At 73.5% G+C, this 25093-nt stretch carries 18 protein-coding genes and 1 riboswitch; of the genes, 10 read left to right on the top strand and 8 right to left on the bottom strand.

Going from position 1 to position 25093, the window contains the following annotated elements:
- Positions 1–213 precede the first annotated feature (213 nt).
- Positions 214–3726, top strand: a complete 3513-nt coding sequence (locus tag AC0B61_RS00490) for a protein kinase domain-containing protein (protein ID WP_471738362.1) — start codon at positions 214–216, stop codon at positions 3724–3726.
- A gap of 161 nt (positions 3727–3887) precedes the next feature.
- On the opposite strand, the gene AC0B61_RS00485 is transcribed toward AC0B61_RS00490, so the two are convergent.
- Complete coding sequence (locus AC0B61_RS00485) at positions 3888–4517, bottom strand: GTP cyclohydrolase II (RefSeq protein WP_471738361.1); 630 nt, start codon at positions 4515–4517, stop codon at positions 3888–3890.
- A 279-nt stretch (positions 4518–4796) separates the two neighbouring features.
- Between AC0B61_RS00485 and gdhA the strand changes: the two genes are divergently transcribed.
- The 3 genes from gdhA to AC0B61_RS00470 all read left to right on the top strand — a co-directional run bounded on the left by gdhA (position 4797) and on the right by AC0B61_RS00470 (position 8268).
- Entirely contained in the window at positions 4797–6212 is a 1416-nt protein-coding gene (gene gdhA / locus AC0B61_RS00480) for an NADP-specific glutamate dehydrogenase (RefSeq protein ID WP_471738360.1), read from the top strand.
- 176 nt (positions 6213–6388) lie between these two features.
- Positions 6389–7264, top strand: coding sequence for an AraC family transcriptional regulator (locus AC0B61_RS00475; RefSeq protein ID WP_471738359.1), 876 nt, complete (start codon positions 6389–6391; stop codon positions 7262–7264).
- Between the two features lie 239 nt (positions 7265–7503).
- Positions 7504–8268 carry a VOC family protein gene (locus AC0B61_RS00470; protein WP_471738358.1) on the top strand — a complete coding sequence of 255 codons (765 nt, stop codon included), beginning with the start codon at positions 7504–7506 and terminating at the stop codon, positions 8266–8268.
- Here AC0B61_RS00470 and lnt read toward each other — a convergent pair.
- On the bottom strand, positions 8244–9830 hold the full coding sequence (lnt, locus tag AC0B61_RS00465) for an apolipoprotein N-acyltransferase (RefSeq protein WP_471738357.1): 1587 nt from the start codon (positions 9828–9830) through the stop codon (positions 8244–8246). The genes AC0B61_RS00470 and lnt overlap by 25 nt on opposite strands.
- 94 nt (positions 9831–9924) lie before the next feature.
- Positions 9925–10116 (bottom strand): hypothetical protein, encoded by a 192-nt coding sequence (locus tag AC0B61_RS00460; protein WP_471738356.1) that lies wholly within the window; start codon positions 10114–10116, stop codon positions 9925–9927.
- A 135-nt stretch (positions 10117–10251) separates the two neighbouring features.
- Here AC0B61_RS00460 and AC0B61_RS00455 point away from each other — a divergent pair, with 135 nt between their 5' ends.
- The gene (locus AC0B61_RS00455) at positions 10252–11481 is read left to right on the top strand and encodes a tetratricopeptide repeat protein (protein ID WP_471738355.1); all 1230 of its coding nucleotides are present in this window, start codon (positions 10252–10254) and stop codon (positions 11479–11481) included.
- A gap of 51 nt (positions 11482–11532) precedes the next feature.
- Here AC0B61_RS00455 and cobN read toward each other — a convergent pair whose 3' ends face one another.
- Positions 11533–15156 carry a cobaltochelatase subunit CobN gene (cobN, locus tag AC0B61_RS00450; protein ID WP_471738354.1) on the bottom strand — a complete coding sequence of 1208 codons (3624 nt, stop codon included), beginning with the start codon at positions 15154–15156 and terminating at the stop codon, positions 11533–11535.
- The gene (locus AC0B61_RS00445; RefSeq protein WP_471738353.1) at positions 15153–15335 is read right to left on the bottom strand and encodes a hypothetical protein; all 183 of its coding nucleotides are present in this window, start codon (positions 15333–15335) and stop codon (positions 15153–15155) included. The genes cobN and AC0B61_RS00445 overlap by 4 nt, the downstream gene beginning before the upstream one ends.
- A gap of 65 nt (positions 15336–15400) precedes the next feature.
- Positions 15401–15486: riboswitch (cobalamin riboswitch) on the bottom strand.
- Between the two features lie 238 nt (positions 15487–15724).
- Here AC0B61_RS00445 and AC0B61_RS00440 point away from each other — a divergent pair.
- From AC0B61_RS00440 to AC0B61_RS00430, 3 genes are read left to right on the top strand one after another with little or no spacing between them, the layout of a single operon-like run.
- Entirely contained in the window at positions 15725–17068 is a 1344-nt protein-coding gene (locus AC0B61_RS00440) for a hypothetical protein (RefSeq protein ID WP_471738352.1), read from the top strand.
- Entirely contained in the window at positions 17065–17691 is a 627-nt protein-coding gene (locus tag AC0B61_RS00435) for a precorrin-8X methylmutase (RefSeq protein WP_471738351.1), read from the top strand. Before AC0B61_RS00440 ends, AC0B61_RS00435 begins: the two co-directional genes overlap by 4 nt.
- Complete coding sequence (locus AC0B61_RS00430) at positions 17688–19208, top strand: precorrin-2 C(20)-methyltransferase (RefSeq protein WP_471738350.1); 1521 nt, start codon at positions 17688–17690, stop codon at positions 19206–19208. The genes AC0B61_RS00435 and AC0B61_RS00430 overlap by 4 nt, the downstream gene beginning before the upstream one ends.
- Before the next feature lie 122 nt (positions 19209–19330).
- Here AC0B61_RS00430 and AC0B61_RS00425 read toward each other — a convergent pair whose 3' ends face one another.
- A complete protein-coding gene (locus tag AC0B61_RS00425) occupies positions 19331–21070 on the bottom strand; it encodes a TIGR03767 family metallophosphoesterase (protein ID WP_471738349.1) in 1740 nt (579 codons plus the stop codon).
- A 334-nt stretch (positions 21071–21404) separates the two neighbouring features.
- Here AC0B61_RS00425 and AC0B61_RS00420 point away from each other — a divergent pair, with 334 nt between their 5' ends.
- Positions 21405–22658: a cobalt-precorrin-5B (C(1))-methyltransferase gene (locus AC0B61_RS00420; protein WP_471738348.1), complete on the top strand. Its 1254-nt coding sequence runs from the start codon at positions 21405–21407 to the stop codon at positions 22656–22658.
- 137 nt (positions 22659–22795) lie between these two features.
- Positions 22796–24325, top strand: a complete 1530-nt coding sequence (locus AC0B61_RS00415; RefSeq protein WP_471738347.1) for a UDP-N-acetylglucosamine 1-carboxyvinyltransferase — start codon at positions 22796–22798, stop codon at positions 24323–24325.
- A 22-nt stretch (positions 24326–24347) separates the two neighbouring features.
- Here AC0B61_RS00415 and AC0B61_RS00410 read toward each other — a convergent pair whose 3' ends face one another.
- Both AC0B61_RS00410 and AC0B61_RS00405 read right to left on the bottom strand, forming a co-directional pair.
- Positions 24348–24548 (bottom strand): hypothetical protein, encoded by a 201-nt coding sequence (locus AC0B61_RS00410; RefSeq protein WP_471738346.1) that lies wholly within the window; start codon positions 24546–24548, stop codon positions 24348–24350.
- Positions 24549–24569: 21 nt separating this feature from the next.
- Entirely contained in the window at positions 24570–25073 is a 504-nt protein-coding gene (locus AC0B61_RS00405) for a DinB family protein (protein WP_471738345.1), read from the bottom strand.
- Between the last annotated feature and the right edge of the window lie 20 nt (positions 25074–25093).

Genomic DNA, 25093 nt, shown 5'->3' with positions numbered 1-25093 from the left:
GTTGGGGTCCGACTCCGGTGCGCCGAGCCCCGGTTCCCGGCTGTCGGTCGCGCTTGCGTACCGGTCCTGCGACGGGTCGGTCCTGATCCGCGAAAGCGCCCGACACCCTTGCCCGCCATGCGGGATGATGACGCGTCAAAATCACCACCCCGGTACCGGCGCGCCCATGGTCACGGCCCCGCGCCGGTCCGGGCTGCGGGAGGGGATCGCCGCATGGGCACGACGGAGGGCGCGGACCCGGCCGAGGGCGACCGGCGCGGGCCGAGGTCCCGGTCGGGGGCCGGCGCCGAGCCGGGGGAGCAGCCGCGGAGCAGGGTGGAGCGGTGGTCACGGGGTCGGTGGCGCGGCTCCGAGGCCGGACCGGACGGGACGTCCCGGCTCGGGTCCGTCCCGCCGACCCGGGTGGACCCGGAGGCCGCGACCCGTCGGGTACGGGGCGTCGAACCGCGCCACGACTCGGAGGCCGCGACCCGTCGGGTGCCCGCGGCCGAGCCGCGCTTCGACCCGCAGGCGCCGACGAAGGTGCGCACGGGCGGTCGGGGCCGGTCCGACCCGGACGCGGTGACGGAGGTCGTCCGGCCCCGGCGTGGCGCCGCGCCGGGGCCGTCCTGGCAGGACAGCGTCGGGCCCGGGCCGAGCCCAGGCGGCGGCCCCGTCCCGGCTGGGGCCCCCGACCTCGACCCCGGCCCTGACCACGGCCCCGGGGCGGGTGGGCCGCGCGGCGCCGGTGCCCCGTCCGAGGACGCCTTCCCGGAGGCCCTGCGGGCCCGGTTCGTCCCGCTGGGCCGGGCCGGGTCCGGCTCCGAGGGCACCGTCTGGCATGTCCGGCGCACCGACGGCGGCGGCGACGCGGCCGTCAAGGTGGCCGCCATCGGGCAGCCGATGGACCACGACCTGCTCGACCACCTGCGCAACGACGGCTTCCGACGGCACGTCCCGCACCTGATCGACTTCGGGCGGGTCCGCCACCACGGGGCCCTGGTCGACTGGGTGGCCATGGAGTACCTGCCGGTCACCCTCGCCGCGCACGTCGCCGAACTGTGGCGCCGGGGCGGCCACACCGACCGGCGGACCACCGAGCAGATCGTCTACGAGCTGGTCGCCCTGCTCGACTTCTGGCAGCAGCGGATCAAGCGCAACCCGCTGGACTTCAAGCCGGCCAACATCCTGGTGCGCCCCGGCAGCGGAGCCGGCGAGTTCGTGATCGCCGACTTCGGCGGCGTCGACCGGCTCACCGACAGTCGCCGGTTCAGCTCCGCGATGATGGTCACCGTCGCCTACATGGCCCCCGAGCAACTGGCCGGCAAGAACCACCAGGCCGGGCCCTGGTGGGGCCTCGGCAACGTGCTGTACGAACTGTTCGTCGGCCGCCCCCGGTTCCTCGGCGCGGACGGCGAGCGCGCCGCCGACCAGGAACTGGAACTGGAACTGGTCATGGGCGAGGAGGTGGACCTCTCCGCCGTCCTCGACCCGCGCCAACTGCTGCTCCTGCAAGGTCTGTTCACCAAGAAACCGGAGGACCGCTGGACCGCGCCGCAGGTCCGCGGCTGGCTCGCCGGCGGCAGCCCCGAGGTGATCCGCCGTCGGCCTCAGGCCCACGCCCGGGCCCACCGGCCGGTCACCTTCCTCGGCAACCCGTTCACCGATCCGGTGCGGCTCACCGGGGCGCTGCTCAAGAACTCGGGCGCCGCGGCGCGCTGGCTCTCCACCGGGGGCGCGGAGCGGCTGCGGGACTGGCTGCGCGACGAGGTCGAGGACACCGTCTTCGACCTGCACTACCTCACCGACGTGGCCCGCGCGCCCGGCTCCCGGCGCGAGGCCGTGGCGGCCGTCGCCGTACTCGCCCTCGGCGCCGCCTTCGCCCCGTCCGCCACACCGCACTACCGCGACCGCCCGATCGACACCCCCGGGCTGGAACGCATCCTCACCGAGCCCGACGGCGCCGAGATCGTCGACGAACTGGTCCGCGGCGGAGCACCGGCCGTCGTCGCGCGCTACGACTGCTTCCACCCCGAGTGCGCGGGCGAGCACTGCTCACGACTCCTCGCGCTCGGCGGACTGCCGGACGTGCTCGCCGAGGTGGACCGGCTGGCCCGCACCGTCGGCGGCGGGCGGCGCGGCGGCGACGGACTCAGCCCGGAGGAACGCGAGGAGGCGCACCGGCAGGCGGTCTGGTTGAGCATCCGCCCCGAGGAACGCGCGCGGCTGCTGGGCCGGCTCTCGCCGCTGCCCGTCGCGCTGCACCGGCTGCCCCTGCCCGACCGGGTGTCGGAACTGGCAGCCCTGGTGGCGGCCGTGGCGGTGGACGGGGCGCTGACGGTCGGCGCCGGCGCCCGTACGGCCGTTCGCGCGGCGGCCCGGAAACCGGCACCCGACCCGGCCGCGGCCACCCCGCGGGACGTGGTGCGACGCCGCTGGTCGGCGCTGCGGCGCCAGGCCGTGGCGGCCGACCCGGCGCAGGCCGCCGGGCGAGCGGCGCTGGTCGCCGCCGAGGCGCTGAGGCGGCGCGGCCGGGGGCGTCCCGAGCGGCCCGAACCGGAGCCCGGGGTACGGCAGGAGGGCCGACTGACCCGGCTGTGGCGCAACCGGCGCCGACGGCTGCCGGTGGACTGGCGGGCCCGGCTGGAGGTTTGGTGGCCGCACGCCCGTGCCGCACTGCCGCGCCGGGCCGGGGCCGCCCTGCTGCTCCTTCTCGGCCTCGGACTGCTGCTCTGGGCGGGAGCGGTGCTCCGCTACCCGGTCGAGGCGGGCGAGAAGCTGAACATCGCGCCCGGCGGCGCCTTCGGCGGCCCCTTGCGGTCGGCCGGCGACCACGCGGCCCGGCAGGTGGCCGGCCAACTCGGCGCGGCCTTCGTCGCGGCCGTCGTCCTCGCCTTCTTCCCCGCCCGGGTCGGCGTCGGCACGGCTCTGCTGACCGGCGCCGGAGCCTTCACGATCGGCTACCTGCGGCTCGGGCCGCCGATGACGGGAGTGGAAGCGCCGCAGCCGGTGGCCGATCGGGTGGTCATGTTCGAGGGCGGGATGGGGAGTTGGGCCGGCATCGCGGCGGTCGTGGCGATCGTGGGGTCGCTGTGGCTGATCGAGCGGGCGTCCAACCGGCTGCTGAAGCCCGCCCAGGAGGCCCGGCGGCTGACCAGGCAGGCCTGGCAGCGGCTCGACCGGCGGGGCGGCCGGCGGGGCGCGCCGCGCTCGGGTGCCGCCTCCCGGCCGCGCTCGGGCCCGGGTGCGGGTACGGGTACGGGCCCGCGCCCGGTCGGTGGGCAGTGGCGTCCGGGCGGCGCGGGCGTGCGCGACCGGTTGGGGTTCGCGCTCGGGGCCACGGCGGTGCTGGTCCTGCTGCTGTGGGCGGCGGTCGAGGTACGGCTCGCAGCCACCGGGGTGCACCCCACACCGGCCTCCTGGGGGACGGGCGAGGCGGGTGCGGCCTACCAGGCCGGGTTCGTCATCCTGCTGGCGGTCGTGTCGCTGGTGAGCACCCTCGGCACCCGGCTCACCGCCCGGGCGCTCTTCGCGGTCTGGATCCCCGCCACGCTGTTCCTCGGCGCCTGGCCCAAGCCCCTGGGCCCGGTCGAGGCGTTGCGGATCCCGGTGTTCGAGGCACAGTTCCGCGCCATCGCGGGGCTGTGGGGGCACGGCGCCTTCTGGGCCGCGCTCCTGCTGGCGCTGCCGTTGGCGGCGTACGGAGTGCTGCGGACGGTGGGGGGACGAAGGGCGACTGACGGATAGCAGATGACAGATGACTGATGACAGGGAACAGGAAACAGATTTCAGCTGACAGATTTCGAAATCTGTCAGCTGTCATCTGTCGGCTGAAATCTGTTACCCCTCAGCCCTCAGCCGTCAGCCCTCGCTCATGTGGCGAGCGGCGCCACGCGCCTGTCGCCCGCTCAGCCGACCAGTCGGGAGAGCTCGATCGAGTGCCCCGTCCGTTCCACCTTCGCCCGCAGGTACCGGACGTTGCTCGCCGAGAGGTGTACGCCGGTCGGCACCCGGTGCCGCACGGTGATCCCGAGGTCGGCCAGCTGCGTCGCCTTGTCCGGGTTGTTGCTCAGCAGGTCGATGCCCGTGGTGTCGAGCGCGGCGAGCATCTGGGCGGCGGCGGTGTAGTCCCGGCCGTCCTCGGGCAGTCCGAGCGCGGTGTTGGCGTCGTACGTGTCCAGCCCGGAGTCCTGCAGGGCGTACGCATCAAGCTTGTTGTACAGCCCGATGCCCCGGCCCTCCTGCCGCAGGTAGAGGAGGTATCCGCCGGCCGTGCCGATCCGTTCGGCCGACTCGCGCAGCTGCGGCCCGCAGTCGCAGCGGTCCGAACCGAAGACGTCCCCGGTCAGGCACTCGGAGTGCAGCCGCACCAGCGGCGTCCCGCTCTCGGGGACCGTGCCGAGCGCGAGCGCGAGGTGCTCGGCTCCGTCGGTGAGGCCGTGGAAGGTGAAGACCTCGGCGTCGACGCGGTAGCCGTCGGGGAAGGTCAGCGGGATGCGTACGCGCGAGCGCACCGTGGCGGGGCCGGGCAGCGGCATGGGACGGGCCTCCGTCGATCGGGGTGGACCGGGCTGGATCGGGATCGGATGTTGACCGTACTCGGTAGTTCCAATTTGAACAACTGGTTCTCGACGGTGCCCTCGCGACCACGGAGCGCAGAACACCCCTCCCACGCCGTCTGTTCCCACGGCGGCATCCAACATGTGGAACAGCGCCGGGGCGGCGGTGTGGACACTGCGAGACTTCACCCGTTTCCTGGGCACGGGAACGCCCGAGCACGACCACCGACAACACGGAAGGGTCCTGATCAGATGCCCATGAGCCGCGACACGTCCACGTCCCCCGCCTCTGCCCCCGTCCCCGCCCCGGCCCCCGCCTCCTCCTTCGACGCCGAGCAGCGCGCGATCGAGGCGCTCTACGCGGACGTGGTCCGCCGCAACCGGGGCGAGACGGAGTTCCACCAGGCCGTCCACGAGGTGCTGGAGACCCTGGCCCCGGTGCTCGCCCGTCGCCCCGAGTTCGTCGACGCCCGGATCATCGAGCGGATCTGCGAGCCCGAGCGGCAGTTGATGTTCCGGGTGCCGTGGACGGACGACTCCGGAGACATCCACGTCAACCGCGGCTTCCGGGTGGAGTTCAGCAGCGCCCTCGGACCGTACAAGGGTGGCCTGCGCTTCCACCCCTCGGTCAACCTCGGCATCGTCAAGTTCCTCGGCTTCGAGCAGATCTTCAAGAACGCGCTCACCGGGCTGGCGATCGGCGGCGGCAAGGGCGGCTCCGACTTCGACCCCAAGGGCCGCTCGGACGCCGAGATCATGCGGTTCTGTCAGTCCTTCATGACCGAGCTGCACCGCCACCTCGGCGAGCACACCGACGTGCCGGCCGGCGACATCGGCGTCGGCGGACGCGAGATCGGCTACCTGTTCGGCCAGTACAAGCGGATCACCAACCGCTACGAGTCCGGCGTGCTCACCGGAAAGGGCCTCGGCTGGGGCGGCGCGCAGGTCAGGACCGAAGCCACCGGCTACGGCTGCGTGCTGTTCACCGCCGAGATGCTGCGCAGCCGCGGCGAGAGCCTGGACGGGCGCCGGGTGGTCGTCTCCGGTTCCGGCAACGTCGCCCTGTACGCGATCGAGAAGGCGCAGCAGCTCGGCGCGACGGTGCTCACCGCCTCCGACTCCTCCGGCTACGTGGTGGACGAGAAGGGCATCGACCTCGGCCTGCTCAAGGAGGTCAAGGAGATCCGGCGCGGCCGGGTCGCCGACTACGCCGAACTGCGGGGCAGCCACGTCCGGTTCGTCGAGGGACCGGGCGTCTGGAGCGTTCCCTGCGACGTCGCGCTGCCCTGCGCCACCCAGAACGAGCTGACCGAGGCCGACGCGCTCGCCCTGGTGCGCAACGGCGTGCTGGCGGTCGCCGAGGGCGCCAACATGCCCACCACCCCGGAGGCGGTGCGGGTGTTCCAGGAGGCCGGAGTGGCCTTCGGCCCGGGCAAGGCGGCGAACGCGGGCGGCGTCGCGACCAGCGCGCTGGAGGTGCAGCAGAACGCCTCGCGCGACTCCTGGAGCTTCGAGCGCACCGAGGAGCGGCTGGCCGGGATCATGAAGCACATCCACGACTCCTGCTTCGCCACCGCCGAGCGCTACGGCCACCCCGGCGACTACGTGGCGGGCGCGAACATCGCGGGCTTCGAACTGGTCGCGGACGCGATGCTCGCCCAGGGCCTGGTCTGAGCCCTCGGCCGCCGTCCCGCAGGCTTGCCGACTGACGGGCCTGCGGGCTGCTGACCCGTAACTGATGCCCCGGCGACCCGGCGATCGGTACCCGACCGGAGCGGGCACCGATCGTCGGGTACGGCAGAGTGGGCCCCTCCTACGGTGGTGATCCGTAAGGGAAGGACGGGGTTGGCGTGATCGAGCACCTGAACCGGGCGATGGAGCACATCGAACCGCACCTGGACGGCGAGGTCGACGTGGCCGAGCTGGCCCGCATCGCGATGACGTCGGAGTACCACTTCCGGCGGCTGTTCTCGATGCTCGCCGGGATGCCGCTCTCGGAGTACGTACGGCGTCGGCGGCTGACCGTCGCGGGGGCCGAAGTCCTCGACGGCGAGCGGACGTTGCTCGAGATCGCGGTCCGCTACGGGTACACCTCGGGAGAGGCGTTCGCCCGGGCGTTCCGGGCGATGCACGGCGTCGGGCCGGGGGAGGCCCGGCGTGACGGTGCGGTGCTCACCTCCCAGCCCCGGATGTCCTTCCGGCTCGTCGTGGAAGGAAGCAGCAGTATGGAATACCGGATCGTCGAGAAGCCGGACTTCCGGATCGTCGGCAAGAAGGCCCGGGTCACCCTGATCTACCAGGGGATCAACCCGGGGATAGCCGAGTTCATCAAGGGACTCGGCAAGGAGACCGTCGAGCGGATCACCGCGCTCACCGGGAAGGATCCGGTCGGCATCGTGTCGGTGAGCGACGACTTCTCGCCCAACCGGGAGGAGGGGTCCGAACTCGACTACTGGCATGCGGTGGTGGCGCGCGAGGACGCCGTCGCCCCGGCGGACCTGGACGTCCTCGACGTCCCGGCCGGCACCTGGGCGGTGTTCACCAACACCGGGCCGTTCCCGCAGGCGCTGCAGGAGATGTGGGGGGACGTGGCCGGCCAGTGGTTCCCGTCCAACCCGTACGAGGCCCGGCCGGGACCGGAGATCCTGCAGACCCGGTTCGTCCCGGGCACGGGTGACGCCGAGGCGGAGCTCTGGATCCCGGTGGCGCGGGCCGTGCGGAGCTGAGGGCGCGGCGGCGAACAGCCGACAAGTAACGGCGAACAGATGACAGATTTCGAAAGCTGTCATCTGTTCGCTGTCATCTGTTCGCCACCCGCCCCCGCCCCCGCCACCCGGCACCCTCCCCCCACCCCGCTCCCCGCCCCGCCCCCGTTCGGCTCACCAGCGCCCGCCCCCGGCCCTCCCCGCCCCGCATCCTGGGCGGGGAGGGCCGGGGACCGAGAACAAGCTGGAGAGCAGAACCCATGAAGCAGACCTCCGTGACCACCAACGCGCCCTGCTGGATCGAGCTGGGCACCTCCGATCCGGCCGCCGCCAGGGCCTTCTACAGCGAGCTGTTCGGCTGGCGGGAGGACGACCGCTCGCGCCCCGCGGGCGGCGACTACGCCCAGATGCTCGTCGGCGACGCCCCGGCCGCCGCGATCACCCCGCGCTACGCACCGCGGCAGCCCACGGCCTGGACGGTCTGCTTCGCGGTCGACGACGCCGACGCCACCGCCGCGAGGATCGCGGACTCCGGCGGCAGCATCCTCAAAGAGCCCACCGACGTACTCGACCACGGCCGCTTCGCGGTGGCCGCGGACCCGTCCCGCGCGGTGTTCATCCTCTGGCAGGCCCGCGCCTTCCGGGGCGCCGGGGTGTTCAACGAGCCCGGCTCGCTCGGCTGGGTGGAACTGCTCACCCGCGACCCGGCCGGCGCGACCTCCTTCTACCCGGCGGTCTTCGGCTGGTCCGTCGCCCCATCCGAGCACTACACCCAGTGGGGTCTGGCCGGCCGGGACTTCGGCGGCATGCTGGCGATGGACGACCGCTTCCCGCCCGAGGCGCCGCCGCACTGGCTGCCGTACTTCGCCGTCCCCGATGTCGACGTCACCGTCAGCCGGGCGGCGGCCCTGGGCGGGGACGTGCTGATGCCCGCCTCCGGGGTGCCGGGCGGCCGGCGGATCGCCGTGCTGCGCGACCCGCAGGGTGCCGCGTTCGGCGTCTACACCTCCGGCACGGAGGGCTGACCGGAACGCAGTGCGGCGCGCGAGCGCCACCCCGCCACCGCCGCCCCCGCCGTGACGAGCAGCGCCCCCATCGGCACCACGTCGCCGACCCGGTCGTACCAGGTCAGTGTGCCGGGTGCGGTGAGCGGCAGCCGGACGGTCAGCGCGCCGGTGCTGTCGGTGCCCATCCGGGCGAGTTCCCGGCCCTGGGCGTCGAAGGCCGCCGAGACCCCGGTCAGCGAGGCCTGGACGGCCGGTCGGCCGGTCTCGGCAGCCCGGATCGCGGCCAGCGCGACGTGCTGCTCGGGCGCCCAGGTGTGCTGGAAGGTCGAGGTGGAGGACTGGTAGACCAGCACCCGGGCGCCGTCCCGTGCGGCGGTGCGGGCCATGTCGGGGAAGGCCGACTCGAAGCAGATCAGCGCCCCGACCGGCAGCGGCGAGCCCGTCCGGTCGGTGGCCGGGAGCACGTGGAACCCGGCGCCGGGCGCGCGGTTCTCGCCCGCCGCCCGGCTGACTCCGGCGATCCAGCCGAGTGCCGGCCGCAGCGGGATGTACTCGCCGAACGGCACCAGCCGGATCTTGCGGTAGCGGTCCGCCACGCCTGCCGGGGAGACCAGCACCGCGTCCTTGGAGATCCGCCCGTCCGCCTTGCGCGCGTCCTCCCCGGCGATGACCTGGGCGCCGGTGGTCGCGGCGAGCCCGCGCAGTACGTCCAGCGCGGCGGGATCGTGGTCGAGGTCGGCGGTGGTACTGCTCTCGCCCCACACGACCAGGTCGACGGGCTGCCCGACCAGCGTGGCGGTGGCCCGGGCGCTGGCATCGAACCGGGCCTGGGGATCCTCCACGATGCCGGCCTGGACCAGCGCCACGGTGACTGAGCCGGACCGGACGGGCGCCTCGCGCAGCGCGAACAGCAGCGGACCGGAGGCCAGAACCAGCACCGCGGCCGACGCCGCGACGGCCCGCGGCCGCCAGTGCGCCGCGGTCAGCGCGATCAGTATCCCGGTGTTCACCGCCGCCACCGCCGCGCTGACCAGCCAGATCCCGCCCGCCGACGCCAGCCCGAGGACCGCCGGGTGCTGCCACTGGGTGGCGCCGAGCAGCGCCCACGGGCCGCCGAGCGCGTGCCAGGACCGCGCGTACTCGGCGGACACCCAGACCGCGGGGACGACCGCCAGCGCGAGCCCGGCCCGACGGGTGGTCAGCGGCGGGTGCAGCAGCCGGTGCACGGCGTACCCGACGGCGCCCTGCAGCGCCCCGAACAGCACCGCGATCACCGGCAGCGCCGGTCCCACGGACGGGATCAGCCAGTACATCGCGGTCAGGATGAACCCCGCCCCGCACCACCACCCGCGGACCGCCGCCTCCCGCCCCCCGGGCGCCCGCTGCATCAGCAGCAGCCCGGGGACGAGCGCGATCCACGCCAGCCAGGCCTGCCCGGGCGCCGGGAACGCGAGGACGGGCACCGCCCCGGCCGCCAACGCGCCCACCCGCGCCCGGTAGCGGTGCGGCGAACGCGGCTCCCGTTCGTCCGTGGGGGGCGTGCTCCGGGCTGGGCTGGCGAGAGCGATGCGGCGCGACATGCCCCGTATTGTCCGCTCGGGAGCCGATTTCTGCCAGGTGTCCGCACGTGAAGTTGACGTCCCGGCCCGCCGGCGATGGATGACGGGACGGCTTTCAGGAGAGCAGCCGGATCACCTCGGAAATGACCTGTGTCAGGAGATTGGCCGCGGAAAGCGCGGTCACCGCCGTTCGGAGCGGTTCGTGAATCTTCTGAGCGATGGCCTTGGAATTCCGCGCGATGGCCTTGGAGTTCCGCGCGGGCGCCTTGGAATTGCGGTGGCGGCGGGATTCGTTGTTCTTCGTCATGCTTCCAATGTGCGGCCGCGGAATGTGTCGTTTACGGCCTGAGGCACAGGAATACCAGACGGTACGAAGTCGGACTCTACGCGACGCGGCTGGTGTAACGTGCTACAAGGAATTACCGGAATAAGGGGGCAAAACGTGCAAAACGCTGGACCGCTCGCGGATCTCGCGGCCGCACTCCGCGAGCTGCACCTGAACGCCGGCGAGCCGAGCACCCGCAGGATCGCCGCGCAGACCGCGGGTGCCGTCAGCCACAGCACCGTTCACCAGGCCCTGGCGGGTCGGCGGCTGCCCCGGTGGGGAGCGTTGGAACTGGTGGTGGAAGCTCTCGGCGGGAGCCCGGAGGAATTCCGTGCGGCCTGGAAGTCGGCCCGCCTGGCGGAGGACGGCCGCCTGGTGGGGAGTGGCGGAGTGGCGGACAGCGGGGCGCCGGGCAGCGGGGCGCCGGACGGCGGGGCGGCGAACGGCCGGTCGGAGTGTGCGGGGCGGCCGTCGGCCGTCGAGGGCGGCGTTCGCTATCGGTTGGCGGACTGGCAGGAGATTTATCGGGGCCGCGACAGCATCGCGTTCCGGATCGCCGCTCCGCTGCTGGCGGAAGAACGGTTTGTGGAGGCCGCCGATTTCCTGCGGCGGGAAATCGGAAAGAATTCCGGCAGCCCGCTGACGGTGCTCTATCTGCGGTGCCTCGCGGCCACGGACGAGGATGCCTTCGCCGAGGTCCTGGCCTCGCTCCGGGACGTGGAGATGCAGACGGCAGAGGCCGCGGACGCGGTCGCCGGCCTCTTCGAGGACCACCTGGGCGATCAGGAGGCGGCCCTCCGCCACATGCGGAACGCGCTGCGGAAGGACCCGGGCAACGGGCGGTTCGCGTGGTCGGTGGGAAGCTACCTGGAGGACGACCTGGATCGTTCCGAGGAGGCGCTGCCGTACTACCGGCGGGCGGCCCGGCTCTCGCCGGACGACGATCTCTGCGTCGGCGAGTGCGTCAAGGCGCTGATCAGGGCGGGCCACTTCGCCGAGGCGGAGCAGGTGGGCCGTTCCCCGCGCACGCCGGGCCTGGAGGTCAAGGAGGCGTTGGCCCAAGCTCTCGCGCTCCAGGGCAAGTTCACCGAGGCGGAGGAACTTCTTCGCTCGATCGAGCGAAGCCGCTCCTACGCCGCCCTCATCCTGGCCCGCGTGCTGATCGCGGCGGAGAAGTACGACGACGCGCTGGCCCTGCTGGAGGGGCGCCTCCACGACGAGATGCACGGCCTGGCCTTCCAGGCCGTCCACCTCGACGTCCTCGTCGCGGCCGGCCGGGACGACGAGGCCGCCCGCATGCGGGCCCGTCTCGTGGCCGAATGGCGGGAGCGCGAAGGCCGGTTGTGACATCGCACGGCCGCCGCCCCTCCCGGAGGGCGGCGGCCGCACGGCCGAGGATCAGCCCTCGTCGCCCCCGTCGCCCTCCAGGTCCCCTTCGGTCTCCAGGAAGGCCGCCTGCAGCTGGGCGATCAGCTCCGGGTCCGGCTGCTCCCACAGGCCGCGGCTCGCCGCCTCCAGGAGGCGTTCGCTGATGCCGTGCAGCGCCCACGGGTTGGCGCCCGCGAGGAACTCCCGGTTGACCGGGTCGAGCACGTACTCCTGGGTCAGCTTCTCGTACATCCAGTCCGCGACCACGCCCGTCGTGGCGTCGTAGCCGAACAGGTAGTCGACCGTCGCGGCCATCTCGAAGGCGCCCTTGTAGCCGTGGCGGCGCATCGCCTCGATCCAGCGCGGGTTGACCACGCGGGCGCGGAAGACGCGGGCGGCCTCCTCGGTCAGCGTCCGGGTGCGGACCGTCTCCGGGCGGGTGGAGTCGCCGATGTAGGCGGTCGGCGCCTTGCCGGTGAGGGCGCGGACGGTGGCCACCATGCCGCCGTGGTACTGGAAGTAGTCGTCCGAGTCGGCGATGTCGTGCTCGCGGGTGTCGGTGTTCTTCGCGGCGACGGTGATCCGCTTGTACGCGGTCTCCATCTCCTCGCGGGCCGGCCGCCCGTCCAGTCCGCGCCCGTAGGCGTAGCCGCCCCAGACGGTGTACACCTCGGCCAGGTCGGCGTCGGTGCGCCAGTCGCGGCTGTCGATCAGCTGCAGCAGGCCGGCGCCGTACGTGCCGGGGCGGGAGCCGAAGACACGGACGGTGGCCTTGCGCTCGTCGCCGTGGACGGCGAGGTCGGCCTGGACGTGGGCCCGCACGTAGTTGGACTCGGGAGCCTCCTCCTGGGCGGCGGCCAGGCGCACCGCGTCGTCCAGCAGGGCGACCACGTGCGGGAAGGCGTCCCGGAAGAAGCCGGAGATGCGCAGCGTCACGTCGATGCGCGGGCGGTCCAGCTCGTCCAGTTGGATCGGCTCCAGGCCGGTGACGCGGCGCGAGGCCTCGTCCCAGACCGGGCGTACGCCGAGCAGGGCGAAGGCCTCGGCGATGTCGTCGCCGGCGGTGCGCATGGCGCTGGTGCCCCAGAGCGAGAGCCCGACCGAGGGCGGGTAGGCGCCGTCGTTGTCGGCCCGGTAACGCTCGATCAGCGAGGCGGCGAGCGCCTGGCCGGTCTCCCAGGCGAGCTTGCTGGGGACGGCCTTCGGGTCGACGGAGTAGAAGTTGCGGCCGGTCGGCAGCACGTTGACCAGGCCGCGCAGCGGCGAGCCGGAGGGGCCGGCCGGGACGAAGCCGCCCTGCAGCGCGTGCAGGACGGCGTCCAGCTCGTCGGTGGTGGCGGCCAGGCGCGGCACCACCTGGGTGGCGGCGAAGGCCAGGACCTCCCGGACGGCCTCCGGCAGCCCGGCGGAGACCTTCTCGACCGCCTCGGGCGCCCAGTCCTCCGCCTCCATCGCCTCGACCAGGGCGCGGGCCTGGGCCTCGGCCGCGTCGGTGGCGCCGAGGGTCAGTGCCGCTTCGTCCAGGCCGAGCGCCTCGCGCAGGCCGGGCAGTGCGCTGACGCCGCCCCAGATCTGCCGGGCCCGCAGGATGGCGAGCACGAGGTTGACCCGGTCGGTGCCGGTCGGTGCCTGGCCGAGGACGTGCAGGCCGTCGCGGATCTGGGCGTCCTTGATCTCGCAGAGCCAGCCGTCGACGTGCAGCAGGAAGTCGTCGAAGCCGTCGTCCTCGGGGCGCTCGTCGAGGCCGAGGTCGTGGTCGAGCTTGGCGGCCTGGATCAGGGTCCAGATCTGGGCGCGGATCGCGGGCAGCTTGGCCGGATCCATCGCGGCGATGTTGGAGTGCTCGTCCAGCAGTTGCTCCAGTCGCGCGATGTCGCCGTAGGAGTCGGCGCGGGCCATCGGCGGGACGAGGTGGTCGACGAGGGTGGCGTGGGCGCGGCGCTTGGCCTGGGTGCCCTCGCCCGGGTCGTTGACCAGGAAGGGGTAGACCAGCGGCAGGTTGCCGAGGACGGCGTCCGGACCGCACTCGGCGGACAGCGCGGCGGTCTTGCCGGGCAGCCACTCCAGGTTGCCGTGCTTGCCGAGGTGGATGACGGCGTGGGCGCCGAAGCCGCCGTCCTCCTGCGCGGCCTCGATCCAGCGGTAGGCGGCCAGGTAGTGGTGGCTCGGCGGCAGGTCGGGGTCGTGGTAGATGGCGACCGGGTTCTCGCCGAAGCCGCGCGGCGGCTGGATCAGGACGAGCAGGTTCCCGGACCGGATCGCGGCCAGCACGATGTCGCCGTCCGGGTTCTGCGAGCGGTCGACGTACAGCTCGCCGGGGGCCGGCCCCCAGTGCTCCTCGACCCGCTCGCGCAGCGCCTGCGGGAGGGTGGCGTACCAGCGGCGGTAGTCGGCGGCGGGGATGCGCACCGGGTTGCGGGCCAGCTGGTCCTCGGTGAGCCAGTCCTGGTCGTAGCCGCCGGCCGCGATCAGGGCGTGGATGATCGCGTCGCCCTCGTGGCCGTCCTCGGTGCCGTCGTCCAGGCCGGGCAGGTTGTTCCCGAGGTCCATGCCCTCCTCGCGCAGCCGGTGCAGCAGGCGGACGGCGCTGGCGGGGGTGTCCAGGCCGACGGCGTTGCCCACCCGGGCGTGCTTGGTCGGGTACGCGGACAGCACCAGCGCGAGGCGGCGCTCGGCGGCCGGGACGTGCCGCAGCCGGGCGTGGCTGACGGCGGTGCCGGCGACGCGGGCGGCGCGTTCCGGGTCGGCGGCGTAGACGGTGAGGCCGTCCTCGTCCAGCTCCTTGAAGGAGAACGGGACGGAGATCAGGCGGCCGTCGAACTCGGGCACGGCGATCTGGGTGGCGGTGTCCAGCGGGGACAGGCCGTCGTCGCTGCTCTCCCACTGGGCGCGCGACCAGGTCAGGCAGAGCGCCTGCAGGATCGGGCGGTCCAGCGCGGCGAGCGCGCCCGCGTCCCAGGCCTCCTCGTCGCCGCCGGCCTGTGCGTCGGCCGGGCGGGTGCCGCCGGCGGCGAGGACGGTGGTGACGATCGCGTCGGCCTCGCCCAGCGCGGCCAGCAGCTCGGGCTCGGCGCCGCGCAGCGAGGCGCAGTAGTAGGCCCTGGCCCGGGCGCCCTGGTCCTCGACGGCCCGGCAGAGCGTCTCCACGAAGGCGGTGTTGCCGCTCATGTGGTGGGCGCGGTAGTAGAGCACCGCGACCGTCGGTCCGTCCGTCGTACGGGCTTCGCGCTCCAGCGGGCCCCAGGCCGGTGCGGAGGCGGGCGGGGCGAAGCCGTGGCCGGTCAGCAGGACGGTGTCGGAGAGGAAGGCGCCCAGCTCGGCCAGGTTGGCGGCGCCGCCGTGGGCCAGGTAGGCGTGCGCCTCGGCGGCGATGCCGGCGGGCACGGTGGACAGCTCCATCAACTGGGCGTCGGGGGCCTGCTCGCCGGTGAGCACCACCACCGGGCGGGGGCCGGCCAGCAGCAGGTCCAGGCCCTCCTGCCAGGCGCGGCGGCCGCCGAGCAGGCGGACCACGACGAGTTCGGTGCCCTCCAGCAGCGCGGGCAGGTCCTCGGCGGCGAGCCGGGCCGGGTTGCCGAGCCGGTAGCGCACCGGGCCTTCGGCGGCGCGGGCACTGAGCAGGTCGGTGTCGGACGTCGACAGCAGCAGGATCATGCGAAGGCCCTCCTGGCCTCGTGGGTGGCCAGGTCGGCCGTGAAGACGGCCGGGTCGGCCGTGAAGTGGGCCGGGATGGCCGCGATAGGGGCCGGGGCGGCCGAGGTGTCGGCCTTGGCGGCCGGGACGACGGCCGGGGCGGCCGTGCGGGAGACGGCCGGGGACGCGTGTGCGGGCATGCGACAGCGCTGGTGCATTTCTGCCTTCCTCGGGGTCCGCGCCCCGGGCCGGTGGAGGACGGCAGGAGTTCCTGGCTCCCGCGGCCGACCGGCTTCCCGGTGAACCGCGGTCACAGTGGCGGGACCGCACCGGGCTTGCACCGGTTTCCTCCCCTGCGCCGTCGCTGGCGTGCGGACGGTCCGCCAGGACCGCCCGCGCAGCATCGTACGGGGTGCGGCTGACCTGGGGGAGAGTGAGCTTTCGGACGCGGGCTCCGGCGGGCTGGCCCACGCGTCGGCGCATGCGTCGGCTTGCGCGTCGGCTCACGCGGCGGCTTGCGCTCGGCGCGTGCGTCGGGGTGCGCCGGAGTGTGATGCAGCGGACGGAGGCAACCGATCGGATCATCTGTATGCTCGCCGCCATGCCACCGACACCCGACGCCACCGCGCCGGGCGCCGCCGTGCCCGACCGGGAGGTGCCCGACCGGGGGCACGCCGACGCCTGCCCAGGGGCGCTGCGCCTGCACCCGGCCGACGACGGCTCCCTGGCCCGGATCCGCCTGCCCGGAGGGCTTCTGGCGGACCGTCAGGCCATTGCGCTGGCCGAGGCCGCCGAGGCCCTGGGCGACGGGGAGTTGGAGACCACCTCGCGCGGCAACGTCCAACTGCGGGGCCTGGCTCCGCAGTGCGCGGCGGACCTCGCCGAGCGGCTGCGCGCCGTCGGCCTGCTGCCCTCGGACACCCACGAGCGGGTCCGCAACATCGTCGCCTCGCCACTTGCGGGGCTGGACGCCACGACCTCCGCCGACGTCCAGGCCTGGGTACGGGACCTGGACACCCGGCTGTGCGCGAGCGACTGGGCGGCCGGGCTCTCCGGCAAGTTCCTGTTCGCGCTGGACGACGGGCGGGGCGACGTCGCCGCGCTCGACGCCGATGTGACATTGATCGCAGGACCGGACGGGGCAGCCGTGCTGCGCCTCGGGCGCTCCACCCACGGGCACCCGGTCGAGCCGGGGCGGGAGGTGACGGCCGTGCTGGACGCGGCCCGCTCCTTCCTGGACGCGCTGCGGGTGGACGGGCGCCGAGCCTGGCACCTGCGCGAAGTACCCGACTTGCTGCCGGCCGGTTCGGTGCCGCTGCCCGCCTTCGCCGGTGCGGCCCCCGGAGTCGGGGCGCTGCCCGGCGGGCTCTCGGTGGGCCTGCGCTTCGGACGGGCGAGTGCCGCGCAGTGGCGGGCGCTGGTCGCCGCCTCGGCCGGTCGGCTGCGGCTGACGCCCTGGCGGGGCGCCGTCCTGCCCGGTGCGGGGGCCGAGCGGCTGCCCGCACTCGCCGCCGCCGGGTTCCGGACCGAACCGGGCTCGCCCTGGGACCGGGCCACCGCCTGCACCGGGCTGCCGGGGTGCGCCAAGTCGCGCGCCGACGTCCGCTCGGACGCGGCCCGGGCGCTGGACGCCATCGGCGCGCGGGGCCCGGGCGGTGCACCGGTCGTGGGCAGTGCACCGGTTGTGGCCGCCGGGCCGGGCGCCGGCGGCGCATCAGACATGGTCGCCGGGCCTTCCGGCGCGGTGCCCGTCCACTGGTCGGGCTGTGAACGACGCTGCGGCCACCCGGCCGGGCGGTGGGTGGACGTGCTCGCCACTGGGCACGGCTACCGGGTGACGGTGAACGGACCGGCGGCCGCCCACACGGCCGTCGACGTGACGAACGAGGAGATGGCCGAGGCGGTCGCCGAGGCCAGGAGGACCACGAAGTGATCGAGTACGAGAAGGACGGGGCGTCCATCTACCGCCAGTCCTTTGCCACCATCCGCTCGGAGGCCGATCTGGCCGCCCTCCCGGCTGACGTCTCCCAGGTCGCGGTGCGGATGATCCACGCCTGCGGGATGGTCGACCTGGTCGAGGACCTGGTGTACTCGCCCGGCGTGGTCGCCTCCGCACGCGCCGCGCTGCACGCCGGTGCGCCGATCCTCTGTGACGTCAACATGGTCGCGAGCGGAGTGACCCGCAAGCGGCTGCCCGCCGACAACGAGGTCGTCTGCACCCTCACCGACCCGTCGGTGCCCGAACTCGCCCGGACGATGGGCACCACCCGCAGCGCCGCAGCCATGGAGCTGTGGCTGCCCCGGCTGGAGGGCGCGGTGGTCGCCGTCGGCAACGCGCCGACCTCGCTGTTCCGGCTGCTGGAGATGATCGAGGCAGGCGCGCCGCGACCGGCCGCCGTGATCGGCGTCCCGGTCGGCTTCATCGGCGCCGCCGAGTCCAAGCAGGCCCTGGCCGAGCACCCGTCCGGCCTGGAGCACCTGGTGGTGCGCGGCCGGCGCGGCGGCAGCGCGATCGCCGCCGCCGCCGTCAACGCGATTGCGAGCGAAGAAGAGTGACGGAACATCAGAACCCGCCGGTCGGCCGACTGTGCGGTGTCGGGCTCGGCCCGGGCGACCCTTCACTGGTGACCGTCCGCGCTGCCGAACTCATCGGCAAGGCCGACGTGGTGGCGTACCACAGTGCCCGGCACGGCCGGTCCATCGCGCGCTCGATCGCCGAACGGTACCTGACGGGTGGTCAGCTCGAGGAGAAGCTGGTCTACCCGCTCACCGTCGAGACCACCGACCACCCGGGCGGCTACCGGGGCGCGCTGGACGACTTCTACGAAGAGGCCGCCGCCCGGCTGGCCGCCCACCTGGACGCGGGGCGCGACGTCGTGGTCCTCGCCGAAGGCGACCCGCTCTTCTACGGCTCCTACCAGCACATGCACAAGCGGCTCGCACACCGCTATCCGACCGAGGTGGTGCCCGGCGTGACCTCGGTCAGCGCGGCGGCAGCACGGCTGGGACAGCCGCTCACCGAGGCCGAGGAGACGCTCACCATCATCCCGGGCACCCTGCCCGAGGAGGAGCTGACCGCGCGGATCGCGGCCGCCGACTCCGCCGTGATCATGAAGCTGGGCCGCACCTTCCCGGCCGTTCGCCGGGCCCTGGAGCGGGCGGGGCGCCTGGCGGACGCCCAGTACGTGGAGCGGGCCTTCATGGCGGGCGAGCGCATCGCGCCGCTCGCGGAGATCGACGGCGAGACGGTGCCGTACTTCTCGGTCGCGGTGCTGCCCAGCAAGGTCGCGCCGCTGGAGCCCGAGGTCCGGCTGTCGGACGGCACGGGCAGCGTGACCGTCGTCGGCACCGGGCCGGCCGGGCCGCTCTGGCTCACCCCCGAGGCGCGCGGCGCGCTGGCCGAGGCCACCGACCTGGTCGGCTACACCACCTACCTGGCCCGGGTGCCGGAACGCCCCGGGCAGCGGCGGCACGGCTCGGACAACAAGGTGGAGTCCGAGCGCGCCGAGTACGCCCTGGACCTCGCGCGGCGCGGACACCGCGTCGCCGTGGTCTCCTCCGGCGACCCGGGCGTGTTCGCGATGGCCACCGCCGTACTGGAGGTCGCCTGCGAGGACGCCTACCGGGACGTCCCGGTGCGGATCCTGCCGGGGATGACCGCCGCCCACGCGGCCGCCTCCCGGGCCGGCGCCCCGCTCGGGCACGACTACGCGGTGGTGTCGCTCTCGGACCGGCTCAAGCCCTGGGGCGCGGTGGCCAAGCGGCTGCGCGCGGCCGCCGAGGCGGACCTGGTGCTCGCGCTGTACAACCCGGGCTCGAAGTCCCGGACCACCCAGGTCGGCCTCGCCCGGGACCTGCTGCTGGAGTACCGGGCGCCGGAGACCCCGGTGGTGATGGCGCGCGACGTCGGCGGCCCCACCGAGCGGGTACGGATCGTCCGGCTGGGCGAGCTGGACCCGGCGCTGGTCGACATGCGGACGATCCTGCTGATCGGCTCCTCGCAGACCCGGGCGGTCGAGCGGGGCGGCGGCGTGGAGGTCGTCTGGACGCCCCGGCGCTACCCGGAGGAGTGACGGGGGGCGGGGTGACAGCTGACAGCTGACAGATTTCGTTAGCTGTCATCTGTCATCTGTCATCTGTCAGCTGTCGCCGGTCATCCGTCCGCTGTCCGCTGTCGCCTGCTACCCGCCGGCCCTCACCGGGTCGGCTTGGTGACCAGCAGCTCCGTGTTGTGGTCCTCGCCCGCGCCGAGCAGTGCCGTCGGCCGCCCGTTCGGGTCGTTGTACGACAGCTCGCGGTAGAGCGCCGCGAGGTTGGCGTCCGAGCTGCCGCCGAAGTCCGTCGCGTACGGCGCGGAGGACTCGATCAGCGTGGTGAACAGCGAGAGTGTGCCGTCCCCGTTGTCCGCGATCTCGATGATCCGGCCGTGCTGCGGGTAGTCGATGTGCGAGGCGGTGTTGATCTCCCAGAACGCCCGCTCCGGCACCGCGTGGCCGTGCGGCGTGATCTTGTTCATGTGGGTGTGCCCGTTCACCCACGCGACCACGTTCGGGTAGCGCTGCAGCAGCGCCACCAGCTCGTTGCCGTCGTGCCGCTTCTCGAAGATGTTGCGCGGGTCCGGCAGCAGGTTGCCCATGGTGCTGCTGGTGTGGTGGCTGAAGAGCAGGATCACGTCGTCCGTGCTCCCGCCCGCCGTCCTGCGCCCGTCGGCGTCGTACCAGTGCCCGCTGTGCGCCTGCAACTGCTGTTCCAGCCAGCGCAGTTGGGCGGTGCCCAGTGAACCGTCGGCGAAGCCGGCCTGGTTGGTGGTGTCCAGGCTGATGCCCACGACCTTCTCCGAGATGCGGAAGGTGTAGTAGAGCTTGCCGCTGCTCGCCATGTCCGAGGTGAAGCCGTGCCCGTACGGGCCGGCGCCGGTGGCCGCCGGGTCCAGGTGGGCCTTGGCGAACTCCTTGAGCGTGAACGGCTTGCGGCGCTCGTCCGGGGTGATCCGGCGCACCGCCTCGCCGCTCGCGATCAGCTTCGCCAGCAGCAGCACGGCGCCGGCCGGGTCGCGGCGCAGCGAGTCCATCAGCTGGGCGGCCGTCGCGTCGTCGCAGCCCTCCAGCTTGTACTGGCCGGTGTAGAGGTCGTTGAGCAGGCCGAGGTCCGGCAGCGAGCCCTCGATGCTGTCGTCGTGGTTGCCGACGGTCGTGTACCAGGGCGTGCGCAGGCCCGGCGCGTCGAAGGGCCGGCCGGCGGCGGAGAGGAAGCCGGGTATCTGCGGGAAGCCCTTGGCCTTGTAGCCGTCGCTGTAGGCGAGTTCGGGGTTCCAGAAGGCCGCGTTGCCGGAGTTCTGCACGCCTTCGTAGCGGCTCGGGTCGCCGGTGTTCTGGGCCAGTCGGCCGCCGCCCATGACCTTGAGGTACCAGTCGAGTTCGGCGAGTTCGTGGTTGTCGGTGTTGTCGCCGGTGGCCATCACCATGCTGAACGGCATCCCGGTGTAGGGGCCGCCGTCGAGCGAGTTGACCCGCTCGACGAGGGCCGACACGCCACGGGCGTTCAGGGCCTCCTGCGGCCGGTAGGCGCTGCCGTTGAACCGTGCCAGGTACTCGAAGCGCACCGGGGACTCGGTGTCCACCAGGTGCAGGTCGCTGAACTGGACGAAGCTGGCCAGCCCGGTGCGGCGGTCGTCCCGTCCGGTGCCCGGCGCCGCCAGGTCGCCGCGCACCACCAGCGGCCACCCGGGCCCGGCCGTCAGCCGCTTGTAGGTGCCGGTGCCGACCGGCGTGGCCACCTGCTCCAGCGTGGTCCCGGTGACCTTGACGGCCCGCGCGGCCGTGGCCGCCAGCGCCTGGTCGCGCGTCGCGGCCGAGGCGAACTGCGCGCCGCCCAGCGACAAGGCGGACCACGCGGCGGCCACCGACGTACCCGTCAGGAACGTACGCCGACTCATCCCTGCCACAAAAACCCCCACATGCTGATGGCCCGGACGGGCGGACAATCCCGCGCGCCGGACCGACGTGTCATGAACCCGCTTCTGGCGGACCGCCAGATTACTCACTGGTAGGGGTGGGGTGCGAGGCCCGTGCGGCGAACTCTTCGGGAACGTGCGACGGCCGCAGCTCCGCGGCGCGCGCACGCCGCTGGGGTCCGCCGGCGGCGCGATCCGCCGCAGGCCACCCCGGTCGGGGCCCGACCGGGCGAGTGGGGGAAAATCGGCGACGGCGGCCGGTGCGGCCGCCCGGGAACGCAGGACGGCGCGGGCGCCGTCGGAAGCGAGGCGCAGGGTGGCCGCAGCGGGAGCCGAGGCGGGAGGCCGAGCCGGTCAGCTGAAGAGCAGCGGCCTGCGGCACGGCTGGACGACGGGCGCCTGCGCCACCGCCGCCACCAAGGCCGCGTACACCGCGCTGCTCACCGGCGAGTTCCCCGACCCGGTGGTCATCACCCTGCCCAAGGGCCAGCAACCCGCCTTCGCACTCGCCGCCGAGCACCTGGCCACCGCCTCGCACCTGGCCACCGCCTCGCACCTGGCCACCACTGAGCGCCTGGCCACCACTGAGCGCCTGGCCACCACTGAGAGCTTGGCCACCGCCGCCGAACCGCCCGCCGGTGGGGCCGGGCAGCCGTACGCCATGGCCGCGGTGGTCAAGGACGCCGGCGACGACCCCGACGTCACCCACGGCGCGCTGATCCGCTCGACGGTGCGGGCCGGCGAGCCCGGCGCCGGGGTGGTGTTCCGGGCCGGCCCGGGGGTGGGGACGGTCACCAAGGCCGGTCTGCCGCTGCCCGTCGGCGAGCCGGCGATCAACCCGGTGCCCCGGCAGATGATCAGGGACGCCGTCGCCGAGGTGGCCGCCGAGCACGGCGGCGCCGGGGACGTCGTGGTCGAGATCTCCGTCGACCACGGTGCGGAGATCGCCCGCTCGACCTGGAACCCGAGGCTCGGCATCCTCGGCGGTCTGTCCATCCTCGGTACCACCGGGATCGTCGTCCCCTACTCCTGCTCGGCGTGGATCGACTCCATCCGCCGCGGCGTGGACGTGGCCCGGGCGGCCGGGCGTACGCACGTGGCCGGCTGCACCGGTTCGACCTCGGAGAAGGTCGCGGTCGGTGTGCACGGGCTGCCCGAGGACGCGCTGCTCGACATGGGCGACTTCGCCGGCGCCGTCCTCAAGTACCTCAAGCGCCACCCGGTGGCCCGGCTGACCATCGCGGGCGGCTTCGCCAAGCTGTCCAAGCTCGCGGCCGGCCACCTCGACCTGCACTCGGCGCGTTCCCAGGTGGACAAGGGGTACCTGGCCGAACTGGCCCGGCAGGGCGGGGCGGACGAGGCGCTGGCCGCCGCGGTGGCGGCGGCGAACACCGGGCTGGAGGCGGTGCAGTCGTGCCGGGCGGCCGGGGTGCCGCTCGGTGACCTGGTCGCCGAGGCGGCCCGGGCGACGGCGCTCGGCGTGCTGGTCGGCTCGCCGGTCGCGGTGGACGTCATCTGCATCGACCGGGCGGGCACCATCGTCGGTCGGGCGGAGCCGCTGGGTCCGTGACGCTGTCGCAGATACGCGACAGCATCATGTGATGATGTGAAGATGCGGCGTCCATACAGGGCGAGAAACGGACAAAAGTAGCACTGCGCCGCTCCCCGGTTCTGTCGCCATCTCAACCATGAGATATGGTCTGGCGAGTGACAGGCGACTACCTCACCCGTATCGGCACCCTCATCCGTACCGCACGCCAGCACCGCGGCTGGTCCCAGGCGCAGCTCGGAGAGGCACTCGGCACCAGCCAGAGCGCGGTCAACCGCATCGAACAGGGCAAGCAGAACGTCAGCCTTGAGATGATCGCCCGCATCGGCGAAGCCCTCGACAGCGAGATCGTCTCCCTCGGCTACTCCGGCCCCATGCACCTACGGGTCGCCGGCGGCACCCGCCTCTCCGGCGCCATCGACGTCCGCAGCAGCAAGAACGCCTGCGTCGCGATCCTGTGCGCCTCGCTGCTGACCACCGGCCGGACCACGATCCGCAGCGTAGCCAGGATCGAGGAGGTCTACCGCATCCTCGAGGTGCTGACCAGCATCGGCGTCAAGAGCCGCTGGATCAACGACGGCCGCGACCTCGAACTCACCCCGCCCGCCGAGCTGGACCTCGCGGCGATGGACGTCGAGGCCGCCCGCCGCACCCGCAGCGTGCTGATGTTCCTCGGCCCGCTGATGCACCGCGCCCAGCACTTCGCCATCCCGTACGCGGGCGGCTGCGACCTCGGCACCCGCACCGTCCAGCCGCACCTGACGGCGCTGCGCCGCTTCGGCCTGGAGGTCGCCACCACCGGTGGCGCCTACCACGCCTCGGTCGAGCAGGGCACCCCGATGGACCGCCCGATCGTGCTGACCGAGCGCGGGGACACCGTCACCGAGAACGCCCTGCTGGCCGCCGCGCGGCACGACGGCGTCAGCGTCATCCGCAACGCCTCGCCCAACTACATGGTCCAGGACCTGTGCTTCTTCCTGGAGGAGCTGGGCGTCAGGATCGAGGGCATCGGCACCACCACCCTCACCGTGCACGGCGTCCCGGAGATCACCCGCGACGTCGACTACACCCCGGCCGAGGACCCGGTGGAGGCGATGAGCCTGCTGGCCGCCGCCGTCGTCACCTCCTCCGAGCTGACGATCCGCCGGGTGCCGATCGAGTTCCTGGAGATCGAGCTCGCGGTGCTGGAGGGCATGGGCCTCGACTACGACCGCACCCCCGAGTACCGGGCCCACAACGGCCACACCCGGCTGGTCGACCTCACCGTGCGCCCCTCCAAGTTGACCGCGCCGATCGACACCATCCACCCGATGCCGTTCCCCGGCATCAACATCGACAACGTGCCGTTCTTCGCCGCCATCGCCGCGGCCGCCCACGGCACCACGATGATCCACGACTGGGTGTACGACAACCGCGCGATCTACCTCACCGAGCTGACCCGCCTCGGCGCCGACGTCAAGCTCCTCGACCCGCACCGCGTCCTGGTCCAGGGCCCCACCCGCTGGCGCGCCGCCGAGATGATGTGCCCGCCGGCCCTGCGCCCGGCCGTGGTCATCCTCCTCGCGATGCTCGCCGCCCAGGGCACCTCCGTCCTGCGCAACGTCTACGTCATCAACCGCGGCTACGAGGACCTCGCCGAGCGCCTCAACTCCATCGGCGCCCGGATCGAGACCTTCCGCGACATCTGACCCACCACCCCGCCGCCCGGCCTCACCCGCTGAGCCCGGTCAACAACACGGCCACGTCCAACCCGGTGTTCAAGTACTCGACGAACACCGGGTTGTTCAGCGCCCGGGGCGAGCGCCGCTCCCGGACCAGCCGGACCGCCTCGCCGCTGTCACGGCCGAGCAGCGTCAGCGCCTGCGCCACCACCACCAGCTCCGAGCGGTTGTAGCCCCAGTGACAGCGCACCAGCGTCCGGCGGCTCCGGCGCTACTCGCCGGTGGTGCCGTCGAGGTGTTCGCGGAGGAGGTCGGCGTGGCCGTTGTGGCGGGCGTACTCCTCGATCATGTGGGTGAGGACCCAGCGCAGCGAGAAGACCTCCTCGCCGTAGTGGCCCAGGACGTCCAACGACTCTGCGGCGGCGACGAGTTCCCTGGCGTGGGCGCACTCGCGGTGCCAGATGGCAAAGGCCTCGTCCGGGTCGGCGGTGTCGGCGTCGAACTCGGCGAAGGAGCCGTCGGGGTGCTTCCAGAAGCCGGGCACGGCCTCGTGGTTGAGGACGTTGCGGAACCAGCTGCGTTCCACCTCGGCGGCGTGCCGGACCAGGCCGAGCAGGGACAGCCCGGAGGGTGCCAGCGCCCGGGTGCGGAGCTGGTCGGCCGTCAGGCCCGCGCATTTCATCGCGAGGGTGTGGCGCTGGTAGTCCAGGAAGCCTGCGAGGGTGGTGCGTTCGTCGGCGGTGCGTGGGGTCGGGGTGCGCTGATCGTCGGCCATCGGGCCATCCTGCCCGGGCG

Source organism: Kitasatospora sp. NPDC023385 (assembly GCF_055664045.1).
This window is presented reverse-complemented; position numbering and strand designations above follow the sequence as displayed.

Coding starts and splice junctions, on each gene's coding strand:
- AC0B61_RS00490 (WP_471738362.1), top strand. CDS start 214: ATGGGCACGACGGAGGGCGCGGACCCGGCCGAGGGCGACCGGCGCGGG.
- AC0B61_RS00485 (WP_471738361.1), bottom strand. CDS start 4,517: ATGCCGCTGCCCGGCCCCGCCACGGTGCGCTCGCGCGTACGCATCCCG.
- gdhA (WP_471738360.1), top strand. CDS start 4,797: ATGAGCCGCGACACGTCCACGTCCCCCGCCTCTGCCCCCGTCCCCGCC.
- AC0B61_RS00470 (WP_471738358.1), top strand. CDS start 7,504: ATGAAGCAGACCTCCGTGACCACCAACGCGCCCTGCTGGATCGAGCTG.
- lnt (WP_471738357.1), bottom strand. CDS start 9,830: ATGTCGCGCCGCATCGCTCTCGCCAGCCCAGCCCGGAGCACGCCCCCC.
- AC0B61_RS00460 (WP_471738356.1), bottom strand. CDS start 10,116: ATGACGAAGAACAACGAATCCCGCCGCCACCGCAATTCCAAGGCGCCC.
- cobN (WP_471738354.1), bottom strand. CDS start 15,156: ATGATCCTGCTGCTGTCGACGTCCGACACCGACCTGCTCAGTGCCCGC.
- AC0B61_RS00445 (WP_471738353.1), bottom strand. CDS start 15,335: ATGCCCGCACACGCGTCCCCGGCCGTCTCCCGCACGGCCGCCCCGGCC.
- AC0B61_RS00440 (WP_471738352.1), top strand. CDS start 15,725: ATGCTCGCCGCCATGCCACCGACACCCGACGCCACCGCGCCGGGCGCC.
- AC0B61_RS00425 (WP_471738349.1), bottom strand. CDS start 21,070: ATGAGTCGGCGTACGTTCCTGACGGGTACGTCGGTGGCCGCCGCGTGG.
- AC0B61_RS00405 (WP_471738345.1), bottom strand. CDS start 25,073: ATGGCCGACGATCAGCGCACCCCGACCCCACGCACCGCCGACGAACGC.